Below are 12934 nucleotides of genomic sequence, written 5' to 3' on the forward strand. Positions count from 1 at the left end.
AAAAAACAGCCCGGTATCGGCGTTCATCTTCACTGGAGATTGGAGAGATGTGCGCCTGATACCGGGCTGTTATGCTGTTAATATTCAATATTTCATAGCTATTAATATTCAGTATTTCATATTGGATATGCTATTACTGTTCGAATTTGGCAGAATATTTCTCTACGGCAGCTTTGTAGGCGTTCAGTTCATTCATGCCTGCGGTGATTTTCTGATTCGCCTGACTCAATACGGATACATTCAGCTTGCTGCTGGATACGTATTTTTTGAATAGATTCAGTGCTTCCAGTTGCAGCGTAGCAGCTTTGATGTATTTGTTATGGATTTTTGCCAGCTCGGCGTTCGCAGGCTTGATCTGCTTCAGACCTGCGACGAATTTGGTATAGCTTGGAATGACAGTATACGTCATCGCGGCGTATGCTTGTTTGCGGTTAGCGGACGTAATGTAGCGATAGTCGTTGTATGTATCAACGGCTTTGTCTTCGTAAGTCGCGATCGCCGTCAGGGCATCGCCGTAATCCAGCAAGCCCTGTGCTTCTGCGCGCAGTGCCGGAGCGACCTCGCTCAGCAGATCTTCTGTATCTTCGCTAACATCTTCACTGGCATTGTCTGTACTTGGCGCAGTTGTACTGCTATTGGATGCCGCGTAAGTGGAAGCAGCATGGAACGGTGTAGCTGCACCAAATAGACAAGTCAGGGCAAGCGTAAGCAATAATTTCTTTTTCATAATAAGACTAAGCTCCTTTGCAATTCTATTGAATTTCTTTAGATGAAATCATCGCTTACATCGCTGCTGGAATCGTCGCTCGTGCTGGAATCTAAGCTGCTATCGTCCAGTACGTCAAAGCGGGTAATATAATCATCCAGCTCACTGTAAAATTGGTCGATCAATGCGCCGCCGCTATCAAGCTTCGCTTCGGCTTTTTTGAGCAGGGTTTTGTTCAGTGTGGTGCTGGATACGTACTTTTTGTACAGCATGAATCCTTCCAGCTCGGCATAAGCACCTTTGACATATTTGGCATGCATGGCAGCCAGCTTGGCATTTTGCGGTTTGACTTGTTTCAGACCGGCGACGAATTTGGTGTAGTTGGGTACGACAGTGTACGTCATCAGGCGGTATTCTTCCTTACGGTTGGCGGCGCTAACATAGTCGTTTTTGTTATATGCGCTCCATGCTTTGTCTTCATACGTCAGCAGCGGGTCCATGGCATCAGCATAATTTACAAATTCATTTGCTTCCGCTTCCAGTGCCGGATCGATCGTATCCAGACTGCCGTCATCGCTATACGTATCGTCTTCCACATCGCCGGATGTGCTATCGTCGTTGTTCAGATCCATAGAATACGAACCGTCTGGCGACTCATCGGTGGATGCGGCTGCGACCGTACCGACAGGCAACGCGGCGAAGCCTACCAATACAGCAGTTAGTAGCAAAGTTAACCATGGTTTTTGTTTCATTGTTCATAACCCCTCTATTATGTATTTAATAGATTTTTTTTACAATTTAACACGGGAAGCAAGTAAAGGAAAGAACTAAAAACAGACGACTCTGATAAAATGGCAAATACATTTTATCTTCCACTACACTTTAATTGCGATTTGATGAATTTTCTTGACCGTTCTTCGACTACATCCATGTCATGAAGGCGTCATAGCGATTGTGGTATATATTTAACCCGTCATAGAAGGATTGCACCGTATCATTCACGGTTAATGGTACAGAGAGCTTCTTACCAAATTATACAGAGAATGAGGCGATACTCTATGACATCAAGCTTCGATCTGATTGTAATCGGAACAGGCAGTGCAGGCGCTTCGGTAGCGCAAGCATGCCGCCAAGAGGGCTGGAACGTAGCCATCGTGGATGAACGTGAATATGGCGGCACCTGTGCCCTGCGTGGCTGTGATCCCAAAAAAGTACTAGTAGGTGCCGCGGAACTAGTTGACCGCACCGCCCGACTACAAGGCAAGGGCATGACTGATAGAGCCAATATAAACTGGAATGACCTGATGGCGTTCAAGCGTACATTCACCGACCACATTCCCGGTGCTCATGAGCAAAAGCTCCAAGATGCTGGCATCCATACATGGCACGGACAGGCGCATTTTGCCGGTGAGGATCTGATTGAGATCAACGGTGAGACGTTTCAAGCAAAGCATATTCTGATCGCTACCGGTGCAGCACCCGCACCACTGGATGTAGAAGGGGAAGAGCATCTGGCGAATAGCGATGATTTTCTGAATCTGGAGCAATTACCGGAGAGCATCGTTTTTGTTGGTGGCGGTTACATTTCGTTTGAATTTGCCCATATTGCTGCTCGTGCAGGAGCAGAAGTACACATCATACACAATAATCATCACCCTCTCAAAGGCTTTGATCCTGATCTAGTTGACGAGTTAGTTGAACATTCGCGAACAGTGGGCATCCATATTCATCTGAATGTATCCTTGCAACAGATCAAGCTGCTAGCAGATGAGGCAGACAAGAAGCGCTATCAACTCACTGCTGCTTACAAACAGGAAGATGGGCAGATCGACGACAAGCGTTCGCTGTTGGAGCTGGAATGCGGTCTGAGCGTACATGGTGCTGGACGTGCGCCGAATATCCAGCAGCTACAGTTGGAACAGGGCGGTGTTGATTATAGTAAAAAGGGCATCGCAGTGAATGAATATCTACAGAGTACGAGTAATCCGCGCGTCTATGCAGCAGGAGACTGTGCTGATTCGCCCGGCTTGCCGTTAACGCCACTTGCCGGATTGGAAGCGAAGACGGTTGCTCATAATCTGCTAAATGGCAACAGTCAGACGACAGACTATACGGAGATGCCAAGTGTAGCTTTTACGATTCCAAGCATTGCGGCAGTCGGTCTGTCGGAAGAAGAAGCCCGTAAACAGATCAGCCATGTGGAAGTCCGTCATATGGATATGTCTTCATGGTATACGTACAAGCGGACGAATGAACAGGCAGCTAGTGTAAAACTCATTCTGGATACGGAGCAACGTACTATTCTTGGTGCGCATGTACTTAGCGGGGAAGCCGGCGATCTGATCAACCATTTTGCAGTCGCGATTCGGCTCAAGCTAACAGTAGACGATCTGAAAAAAGTCACCTTTGCATATCCAACCATCGCTTCGGATCTTGGATATATGCTGAAGCTGTAGATTGAATCATAAGTAGATTGAGTAGTAAATCGTCATTTGGATTTTGTAGCTGCATATAGAGCGGAGCAGTACAATTGTAAGCATGTCGGTGTATCTAAATCTATAGCTATCCGTATGTATCCATGTATAAAAGTATATGCCCGGCAAAACTACATGACGCAACATCCAGATGATGCAAGATCCATAGAATGCAACATCATAACAATACAAATCACCCCCAGCCTCTATGGTTGGGGGTGATTGGATTACATACTATTCAACTGATCGTTGTGCATACCTTTGGCGAATACATAGTATTCACGTTCCATCATACACAGTCTATTCAGAGCGACCGCCTGTTTTTACTTTGCGGTTTTGCATACGGTTGATAATAATACCCAGTGCGATCAGTGCCGCACCACTCAGCCAGTATGGCATACTGCTTGATTCACCCGTTTGCGGCAACATTGGTTGCTGCTGCGGTGTCGGATTTGGCTCCGTTGTTCCCGTCGGAATCGGTTCATCCGGTACAGGAACTTCCGGTGTTGTATCTGGGTTGCCAGACGGAGTCGGCGTTGTATCCGGCGGTGTTGTACCTTGCGGTACAGGTTCGTCTGGAATCGACACATCCGGTGTACCACCAGTATTCGTCGGCTGCTCCGGCTGGGACGGTGGTGTCGTACCCTGCGGAATTGGCTCATCATCTACCGGAACAGGCTGCTCCGTTGTAGGTGGCGTATTGCTGCTCGGTGGTGTTGTGCCTGGGTTAGATGGTGTATTCCCCGGTGTATCATCATCGTCATCCGGGTTGGATGGATTAGATGGTGTACCTGGATTACTTGGATTTTCTGGATTGCTTGGTGTTCCCGGTGTACCAGGATTCTCTGGCGTACCCGGTGTCGTTTGTTTTGTATTCGTAATCGTTACAAGCGGAACATTGCCGGATTGTTGATTGTCTGCATTAATCGTTACCGCATGGATCGTATCATCTGCGGTATATCCTTCAGGTGCTTGAATCTCTTGCAAATTGTACTTGCCATACAACAGGCGAGTAAACAGAGCGCGACCTTGGGAGTCAGTCGTAATCGTAATCGCTGGACGACTGCCCGCTGCATCTTGCAAACGGAACACAGCGCCTGCGAGTGAGACGGTATCGTCGGACGCATCGACTTTGTGAACGATCAGATTACCGACAACCCCGGTTCCTGTACCGGAAGCACTGGATGTACGTACGATAATGTCTTTGCTCGTTTCTACTGTGCCAGTCGTAATGCCATCACCGACAAATTGAACGCTATTGCTCAGCTTATCACGGTCATTAGCATTGATCAGCGTAGAGTACTCCAGAATATAAGCGGACGAGATCGGTTTCAGGAATGCCAGTTCGAACTTCTCTGGTGTACCGGAAGTGACAGTCAGTTTATAATCCGTACCTTCTACGAGTTCGGTACTCTTGGTCAGCTTACCATCCTCAGAAGGAACGGTGCTGAACAGGTGGAAGGAATCGGTCATCAGAATCTGATTGGCGGTCGGCTGGTCGATGATTTTGGCGTTTTCCACATAGGATTGACCACGGTTGATCTGAACCGTCCAGTTGACCTTATCGTTATCTTGAACACCGGTTTTGTATACATATTCGCCGCCGTTGGGAATGCTCACAACGGAAGCCCACGGATAACTGTTCTCGTTCGCCTTCAATACCGCATCATTGCGTACAGTCGGTGGAATGACTTTACCAGTGAGCGTAGTTTTGAACGTAATCCAGTAAGCGGAATTGATCGGATTGTTGAATTTGACTTGCAACGCTCCGCCATCGCTTCCTGATGCTGGCGTAGTAGCTGTATAAGCGGAAGGATCAACGGCAACGCCGCGACTTACGCCATTCCAATAGCCCAGCACATTCATGTGATACACACCCAGCGAACCGTCCACATACGTTTGACCGGCTCCGAGCGTATCATTCAAAATAGCATTGGTTAATGTTTTGTTGTTGTAATTAGCTTTGATTGTCCAAGTGATTTCTTTGGTCACTGGATTGTAGACGCCCTCTTTGGCACCATTATTCACAGTCAGATTATCCGGCCAGAAACGAGCTTCAGCTGCAATCGTACGGTATTTACCGTTTTCCAGCCAATAGAGCGCACCGATATTCTGGTAGGATACTTCGGATTTGTTTTTCTTCCAATCCGCATCAAAAGTCGTGCGGTAGACGATGATCAGTTGTTCTTTGACGGATTCTTTGAAATCAATTCGGAAGCCAGCACGCGCATCATTCACAGTCAGCGTGTACAGACTCGACGGATATACACTGCCATCCGCGCGGGTGATTTTCAAAGTATCCGGCAGGAATTGCAGACCGCCGTTCGGGAATTGATCCTCAATCAGCGCACCTTCCAACGGCTGATCTTTCGTGTTCAGCGTCAGTTTCCATGTTGCATCTTTGCGAACGTAGTTGGCATCAGTCAACGCTTTGGTGAACAAGGCACCTTGTACACGCTGGTTAACACCGACACTTACACCACCTGCTGTTACAATATTGCTAATATTCTCGTTGCGTACGACCTGATCGACCGGACGGGTCTGATACTTGATCGTATACGAGGAGTTGATATCGCTTAGGAATTGCAGATCAAAGCCGGTACGTCCGTTTGTCGGTGTAATCGTCTTGATCTTGTAATCTTTGTCGAGTGTGAGCAGATTGCCTTGATTGTCGTATACTTTGAGCGAACCATCGACTACCTGTTGACTGCTGTTGAAGCGGTCTTTAACGATAGCATTGCTTTGCGTAATCGTCTGGTTGTTCAGATTGTACCCAATTGCCCAATCGATTGTTCCTGTGGCAGGATCGTAATTTTCTACCTTTTTGCTCAAAAATTGCTGTTCTACCGTAACCTGTGCTTGCGCTTCGGCATCGCCTTTGCTACTAGTCAGCGTTGCCGTGTTGGAAAAGACCGTGCGTGCATTATCCGTCATATCGGTTACGTATATAATGCGGTAAGCGGAATAGATCGTATTGTCAAAAGACAGCTTAAACTGGGACTCATCCGCACTGAGCGTATAACCGGATGTGATGCGATCTCCGAGTGTAGTCGTACCGTCTACATTCACATTCAGTCCATATACTTGAACGGATACCGTATCGAGCTTCATACCAGCGCCGGTCGGGTCAGTGATAACGGCATTTTCCAGCTTTTCTTTTGTCGTATTCAGATCGATAGTCCAACGAATCTGGGAACTGCTGATGGCTTCACCGCGTTTGCCAATATTGCTGCCTTTATCCGGTTTCAGGTAAACGACAACAAACTGCGAGCTTTCGCCCAGAGGAATGGCAATCTTCACTTCGGTGCTGCCTGTTACTGTTTCCTTGCTAAGTGAGGTACGGAATTGCATCGTACCGTGGATATCGGAATATTCATCTACAGTGGAGTTAAATGTTACAGTTACATGCCCCGACTTGGTTGCATCAAAGCTACCGACTGTCGTATCGCCAAATTGCAGCGGAACATTGTTAATGTCGTTGTACAATTGAAAAGCGGACGGCAGATCGAATTCGAATGTCGAACCGCTAGTGTAGGAACCGTCATTTGGCAATGCCCATTCGTAATTCAGATTGATCGCTTCATCTGGATCAATCGGATCTCCGGGATTGGCTTCACCATCAATTACTTTACCATTTGCATCTGTCAAATACGCGTTGGTCAGGATGTTCTGCTTGGCAGCAGGTGTAGCAGGTTCTGTACCAGTTGTATCTGTAGGTGTCGTTTCGGTTGAACCGTCTGTTGAACCAGCATCGGTTCCACCATACGTATCGGATTGAACCGTCGTAGACGTTGTAGAAGCGGTGCTGTCATCCGTACTGGCGGATGTACTATTTGCAGATGGAGCTGTGCTGCTTTCATCGGCAGCATGAGTAATTCCCGGCATAAAAAGACAGTTCAAAATCAACATGAGTGCGACTGCTAATACACTCACTTTCTTAAATACATTCATACGTAACCTCTTTTCGTATGTAGTTATTCGTACCTAGCGACCGAGCAACAATGAATTTCCATATGGAACGCTGGAAATGGATAATTAAGGAGAGAACGACAATTATATGTACAAGGACTGTATTGATTATACATGATTGTACAAGATAAAATACCGAACTTATTAACGAATTTAATGATTAATTTTATAAAAAGTCATTCTATTCGCATAAGTCCAAAGGACTATACAGACTTAGTATGCCGTATGTACTAATAAAACGGTAGCCTGCTAAGTGAAACATGGTAAAAATTGTTTGGAATCTGCTTGAATGCAAGATAAGCAGCTCCGATTTCGTCTAACTTCGCCCATGACGTTGTTTGGGGAAGAATGATGACTATGAAAGGATGAAACAGGGATGACCACATTATCGATTCTGGATTATTCACCAGTGGACGAGGGCAGTAATGATCAAGAAGCGTTACGTCAAACGGTACAAATGGCGATTGCTGCCGAACAGCTGGGCTATCATCGCTTCTGGGTATCCGAGCATCATCATTTGCCACCGCTTGCCGGCAGCAATCCAGAGATGCTTATGATGCATCTGGCAGACCGTACCCACTCCATTCGTATCGGCTCCGGTGGAGTGATGTTGCCCAATTACAGTGCGTACAAAGTCGCCGAAAATTTCCGTATGCTGGAAGCACTGCATCCCGGTCGCATCGATCTGGGAGCGGGACGGGCTGCTGGAGCTGGTCGAATTGGACGAACTGCATTGAACGAAGGACGGAATGAATCTGTATCGTACGAGCAACAATTGGCTGATCTGATTCACTATTTGCATCAAGACGCAAATGGAGTGGATCGCTTCCCCGGTCTGATCGCAACGCCGCAGATTGATACGCAACCGGAACTATGGCTGCTCGGTACAGGGAATGGCAGTGCAGAGCTGGCAGCAACATATGGCACGGCACTCGCGTTTGCCCATTTCATCCATGCTTCCGATGTTGGACCGCAGGCGGCAAAGCGATATCGACGAGAATTTCAGCCGAGCGAGGTACGCAAGCAACCGTATACGATGGTTGGCATCTTCATCAGTGTGGCAGATACAGAGGAAGAGGCACAGCTTCAGGCGCTCAGCTGGGATTACTGGTTACTGATGTCTGAAAATAAAGGGCTGCGCAAGCCCGGTCTCCTACCTCCAGAGCAGCTGCAATCCCATGTATATACGGAAGAAGAGCAGAATCAGATCACTGCTCGCCGGGAACGTATTCTTATCGGTACGCCGCATAAGGTGCGTGCGCGCATCGAACGTCTGGCAGCGCGTTATGAAGCAGACGAGGTGCTGATCCTGCCGCTTGTCTACGGATTCCATAACCGAATGCGTATGATTCAGCAGCTGGCAAAGGTGTTTGAAATGGGTGAGAATGCAGAGAAGGAGCGGGATTTGCAGGATTTGCTATGAATCAAGTTTGGAGAGCACCGTGTTTGGGGTAAAAGGATCATGTGAGAGGTTCATAAACGATCCCAACAACCAACGGACACTATAGCGAAAGGGGCTTTTCCCAATGATGAATCCATTAAAAATGAGTGCCGCGGCGGCATTGCTATTATCGGGTGTGATTGCAGGTTGCAGCAATGGTAGTCAACCTGATCCGACAGCGCCTGTTCAAAGCGTAAGTGAAGCGGAAACGGATCAAGCTGGTCAAGATAATACAACCGCGCAAACGCTGGAGGGAGACTTCCGTCAGTATTCTAGCGATCCCAACAAATCCGATGCCAGTGCCGATTATAATGTAGTTGGTAAATATGTAGCCGAAAATGGCGATACAATGACACTGGACGTGAATGGGAAGCAACTTAATATTCCGAAAAGCAATTCCTACGAAGCAGCAGCTGACTTGCCCAAATCGACCGATCTGCCGGGTCAAGAAGTGAGTGTGACGCTGAATGCACAAGATAGCACGATTGCGACAGCTCAACTTGCCAAAGATGCGGATGATATGGACAATTCACAGCCTGATATTGTCGGTCAATTCGTCTCTGAGACAGATACTAACGTCGTTATCAAGCAAGGTACTGAAGAGAAATCGTACCAGAAAGCGGCTGACTTTGAAGGTACAGACGGTCCATCCAATGAGCGTACCGTAGGTACAACTGTCAGTCTGGATCTGGACAAAGATGGCAAAGTCATTCGCGTTCGTGGCGAATATCAGGATGGTAGCTCGGTTGGCGATGGCAATTCGGTCAACAACTAACTATTAGCTATGTATATTCTGTTTGCGGAATCGATTCGCGATGCTTGTTTTCACATTTGGATATATGAGATGACAGATCGTAACGAGGCAAAGAAGAATAGATATACGCATATTAAAAAGCTTCGGACAGCAGCATTATAACTGGCTGTCCGAAGCTTTTTTGACGTGCTGTTATAGAATCACGTACCCATCTTTACAAGGCATGCATCCTTATCACTTAGTAGAATCAAGACATAGGGAATGAGCAATGGATTGCTTATTTGTACACTTTCACACGTTCTTCAACAGGTTGGAATGTTTTCTCGCCAGCTGGGGCAGCGGGTGTACCGAATGGCAATTGTGCTACCAGCTGCCATTGTGCCGGAATGTTCCACGTGGATTTTACTTCTTCGTCGATCACTGGATTGTAATGTTGCAGAGTGGCGCCCAGACCTTCGGCTTCCAGTGCAGTCCATACAACCAGTTGCAGCATACCGTTCGCTTGTTGTCCCCACAGTGGGAAGTTGTCTTTGTATGCTTCGAATTGGTTTTGCAGGTTAGTGATAATATCGGTATCTTCGAAGAACAATACAGTACCATAGCCATTTTTGAACAGACCCATTTTTTCTTCGGTCGCTTTGAATACTTCCTCGTTATTCACGATACCGCGCAGTGTTTCGGTTGTGATGTTCCACAGTTTGTCGTGCTGCTCACCGAGCAGTACAACCGCGCGAGCGCTTTGGGAGTTGAAGGAAGACGGTGTATGTTTGATCGCTTCTTCTACGATATGTTGGATCTTGTTATCGTCGATAGGCGACTCTTTACTGATTACATAAACGGAACGACGGTTTTCCAGAGCTTTGAAAAATTCAGCAGACATGAAAAAATCCTCCTCTTTGATATGTAAATGTTTGTTACTTACTTTTTTAATGATACTACATAATTGTTGTGAGTCAAGCACTTTTTGAAAAAGAATAAGTAGGTGTGGTAGTAATCAGACTGACAATATACTGTACAGCAGATTTGGCGGTATGATATAGCAGCCGATCCAGTATTATGGCAAACGTGCTGAAGTTGTAGTGATCGATCCAGTATTGTTGCAAATGTGCTGAAGCTATAGCGACCGATCCAGTGTTGCGGCAAATCTACTGAAGCTATGGCAACTTATTTTCCCGCCAAATAAAAACCTGCTTCTACAGACATATTGTCCGTTAGAAGCAGGTTTCAGTTTGCAGGGAGCTTAGTTGTGTTTATTGTGTTTGCTGTGAGATGTCTTGGCTGATCACACGATTATTCGTACAGTGATTCCAATTCTGCGATCAAGGAGCCGACATAATCGGCGGCGGATTGGATTGGTTCAGGTCCCGACATATCGACACCGGCAAGCTTCATTAACTCCAGCGGGTCTTGTGAACCTCCTGCTTGAAGTGCCTTTAACCAGCGATCAATTGCCGGTTGCCCTTCCTGACGAATGAGCTGCATCGCAGCGGTGGAAGCGGTCAATCCAGCAGCATAAGTATACGGATACAAGCCCATATAATAATGCGGCTGACGCATCCATGTGAGCGTAGCGCCTTCGTCCAATTCCAACGTCTCACCCCAGAACGATTGTAAAATCTGACCCTTGGTAGTCGATAGCCAGTCAGCGGTTAGCGCTTGACCTTGCTCGGCAGCCGCATACACCTGTCGTTGTAGCTCCGCTTCCAGCAGATGAGTAATGAAGTTATGGTAATACGTGCTGAGTAGCTGCTGAATGACCCAACTGCGCAGACGCTTGTCATCTGATCCTTGTAGCAGATGATCTGCAAGCAGCAGCTCGTTCATCGTGGACGGCGCTTCAACGAAGTATGTGGAGCACCAATAGTTGCTGAATGGCTGATGCTCTGCCGCCAGCGCAAAGTGCGCGGCATGTCCTAGCTCATGCGCGAGTGTAAAGGCATTGCGCATATTGTCTGACCATGCCATCAGAATGTACGGATGTTCTCCGTATACCGGCGAGCAGAATGCACCAGTCGATTTGCCGTCATTATCGGCATAGTCGATCCAGCGTCCGGCAAAGGCATCGCGGATGATAGTACTATAATTTTCGCCCATCGGAGCTAGTGCCTGCTGAATCATATCGCTGGCTTCCTCATACGATACAGATGGATTGTACGATGGATCAAGCGGCGCTTTCAGATCGCAGAAGTATAACTTGTCCAGTCCGAGTTTGCGTTTTTTCAGAGCGGCATAGCGCTGCATATGCGGAGACAGTTGTTCCAGCAGCACGTTGTGAATGTTGTGATACATATCCACATTGACTTGTTGAGGTTGCAGCAGCATTTCGGTCACGGAAGTGTACTTGCGCAGACCGGAGAGTACGATCTGCTTTTTCACCTCGGTCGCATACGTTTCAGCAAAGGTGTTGCGGTATTGCTTGAGCGTTTTGGTAAAAGAAGTAAAAGCATTGCGGCGTAGCGTAGTATCAGCGGACACTTCATACGCATTTTCATATAAACGGAACGACACTGGGATGATATTGCCCTCACTGTCCGTGCAATCGTCAAAAGTCATATCGGTCAGCTTGCTGCGCACATAAATGCGATACGGCGCGCCGGTGACTTCACCTAGTGCAGCCAGTGCATTTTCCGTTTCTGGCGCAAGGCGATGCGGACGTGTCTCATCCAGTTGCTGTAACATACGCTCGTACGGTTGCAGTCCAGCTTCTTGTTGTCTGAAGTTTGCAATGACGTCCTGCGGCAAATCCAGTATTTCCGAATCGATCCATGTGATAGCGGCTTGCACGCGGGAGTACAGATCACCTGCTTTGGCAGAACGGGCGATATTGGCAGAGTCGCTACCGTCAGTGGATTGCTGTAGACTGGCATAGCTGTACGCTTTCGAGAGCGCAAGCTCTAGTACCGTTTGCTGCTCCAGACATTGCAGCAGGGTAGCTGCGCTCTCGCCAAGGCGACCGCGGAATTGTTGAATCTGCTTCGTTTGCTGTTCAATCTCGGCTAGAGCATCGTTCCAATCTTGTTCAGTGGCGTATAGATCATTCACATTCCACGTAGCGGGAATCGGCACTTCGGAGCGGCTGAGCGTTTTGGACATGATCGTATTCCTCCTTGAATGATGGTATGTAGGTAAGCATTCATTTGATTCATAGGGCAGGAGCTGGCTTTATCATTGTATGACTGTCTAACTGTTTATAGTCAATTCTATCATGAAAACGTGGCAGCATAATCCTTTTTGTAGTTGCCATGTTACAGCATGATGTCTCATCTCATTAGCTTTTTCTTTTATCGTTACTCATTTCAGCAAGGATGATAAACACAATCCCAGCGATCAAAAAGATCCACGCTCCAACCGTTAGAGGGGTAAGAGAAGTGTCATAAATAGGTAACAATGTACCTGCTCCCAAAATGGAAGCACATATAAAATAAGTGGAATAAAGGAATGCTGCAATGAAACAAAATACACCACCCAGAGTTCTTCTTGACATTTTTGGCACCTCCTTACTGAAAATTGAAATGAACTAATTACACAGTATATATCAAAAATACACGTGTTCAAAATGTGTAGTATGTAAGAAGTAATCATCAGAAGGG

9 protein-coding genes are annotated in these 12934 nt (G+C 47.1%); 3 read left to right on the top strand and 6 right to left on the bottom strand.

Features of this window, described 5'->3' with window-relative positions; genetic code table 11:
• Nucleotides 1–133 precede the first annotated feature (133 nt).
• Nucleotides 134–727, bottom strand: coding sequence for a hypothetical protein (locus ACDE64_RS02420; RefSeq protein ID WP_411348903.1), 594 nt, complete (start codon nt 725–727; stop codon nt 134–136).
• A gap of 38 nt (nt 728–765) precedes the next feature.
• Nucleotides 766–1458 (bottom strand): hypothetical protein, encoded by a 693-nt coding sequence (locus ACDE64_RS02425; RefSeq protein WP_411344977.1) that lies wholly within the window; start codon nt 1456–1458, stop codon nt 766–768.
• A gap of 306 nt (nt 1459–1764) precedes the next feature.
• On the opposite strand from ACDE64_RS02425, the gene ACDE64_RS02430 reads away from it, so the two are divergent.
• Complete coding sequence (locus ACDE64_RS02430) at nt 1765–3162, top strand: dihydrolipoyl dehydrogenase family protein (protein WP_411348904.1); 1398 nt, start codon at nt 1765–1767, stop codon at nt 3160–3162.
• Nucleotides 3163–3480: 318 nt separating this feature from the next.
• Here the strand turns inward: ACDE64_RS02430 and ACDE64_RS02435 are convergent, their stop codons facing one another.
• On the bottom strand, nt 3481–7131 hold the full coding sequence (locus tag ACDE64_RS02435) for a collagen binding domain-containing protein (protein ID WP_411348905.1): 3651 nt from the start codon (nt 7129–7131) through the stop codon (nt 3481–3483).
• 394 nt (nt 7132–7525) lie between these two features.
• Here ACDE64_RS02435 and ACDE64_RS02440 point away from each other — a divergent pair, with 394 nt between their 5' ends.
• Nucleotides 7526–8572 carry an LLM class flavin-dependent oxidoreductase gene (locus tag ACDE64_RS02440; protein WP_411348906.1) on the top strand — a complete coding sequence of 349 codons (1047 nt, stop codon included), beginning with the start codon at nt 7526–7528 and terminating at the stop codon, nt 8570–8572.
• A 103-nt stretch (nt 8573–8675) separates the two neighbouring features.
• A complete protein-coding gene (locus ACDE64_RS02445; RefSeq protein ID WP_411344981.1) occupies nt 8676–9365 on the top strand; it encodes a hypothetical protein in 690 nt (229 codons plus the stop codon).
• A gap of 256 nt (nt 9366–9621) precedes the next feature.
• Here ACDE64_RS02445 and ACDE64_RS02450 read toward each other — a convergent pair whose 3' ends face one another.
• The 3 genes from ACDE64_RS02450 to ACDE64_RS02460 form a co-directional block, all read right to left on the bottom strand.
• Nucleotides 9622–10224, bottom strand: coding sequence for a nitroreductase family protein (locus ACDE64_RS02450; RefSeq protein WP_411344982.1), 603 nt, complete (start codon nt 10222–10224; stop codon nt 9622–9624).
• A 410-nt stretch (nt 10225–10634) separates the two neighbouring features.
• Nucleotides 10635–12437 carry an oligoendopeptidase F gene (gene pepF / locus ACDE64_RS02455; RefSeq protein WP_411348907.1) on the bottom strand — a complete coding sequence of 601 codons (1803 nt, stop codon included), beginning with the start codon at nt 12435–12437 and terminating at the stop codon, nt 10635–10637.
• A 175-nt stretch (nt 12438–12612) separates the two neighbouring features.
• Nucleotides 12613–12828, bottom strand: a complete 216-nt coding sequence (locus ACDE64_RS02460) for a hypothetical protein (RefSeq protein ID WP_411348908.1) — start codon at nt 12826–12828, stop codon at nt 12613–12615.
• Nucleotides 12829–12934 lie beyond the last annotated feature (106 nt).

It is taken from the genome of Paenibacillus sp. WLX2291 (assembly GCF_046603665.1).
Classification (GTDB): domain Bacteria; phylum Bacillota; class Bacilli; order Paenibacillales; family Paenibacillaceae; genus Saccharibacillus.

What these genes read in the sequence shown, in the direction of transcription:
- ACDE64_RS02430 (WP_411348904.1), top strand. Translation starts at nt 1,765, where the DNA reads ATGACATCAAGCTTCGATCTGATTGTAATCGGAACAGGCAGTGCAGGC.
- ACDE64_RS02445 (WP_411344981.1), top strand. Translation starts at nt 8,676, where the DNA reads ATGATGAATCCATTAAAAATGAGTGCCGCGGCGGCATTGCTATTATCG.
- pepF (WP_411348907.1), bottom strand. Translation starts at nt 12,437, where the DNA reads ATGTCCAAAACGCTCAGCCGCTCCGAAGTGCCGATTCCCGCTACGTGG.
- ACDE64_RS02425 (WP_411344977.1), bottom strand. Translation starts at nt 1,458, where the DNA reads ATGAAACAAAAACCATGGTTAACTTTGCTACTAACTGCTGTATTGGTA.
- ACDE64_RS02420 (WP_411348903.1), bottom strand. Translation starts at nt 727, where the DNA reads ATGAAAAAGAAATTATTGCTTACGCTTGCCCTGACTTGTCTATTTGGT.
- ACDE64_RS02435 (WP_411348905.1), bottom strand. Translation starts at nt 7,131, where the DNA reads ATGAATGTATTTAAGAAAGTGAGTGTATTAGCAGTCGCACTCATGTTG.
- ACDE64_RS02440 (WP_411348906.1), top strand. Translation starts at nt 7,526, where the DNA reads ATGACCACATTATCGATTCTGGATTATTCACCAGTGGACGAGGGCAGT.
- ACDE64_RS02450 (WP_411344982.1), bottom strand. Translation starts at nt 10,224, where the DNA reads ATGTCTGCTGAATTTTTCAAAGCTCTGGAAAACCGTCGTTCCGTTTAT.
- ACDE64_RS02460 (WP_411348908.1), bottom strand. Translation starts at nt 12,828, where the DNA reads ATGTCAAGAAGAACTCTGGGTGGTGTATTTTGTTTCATTGCAGCATTC.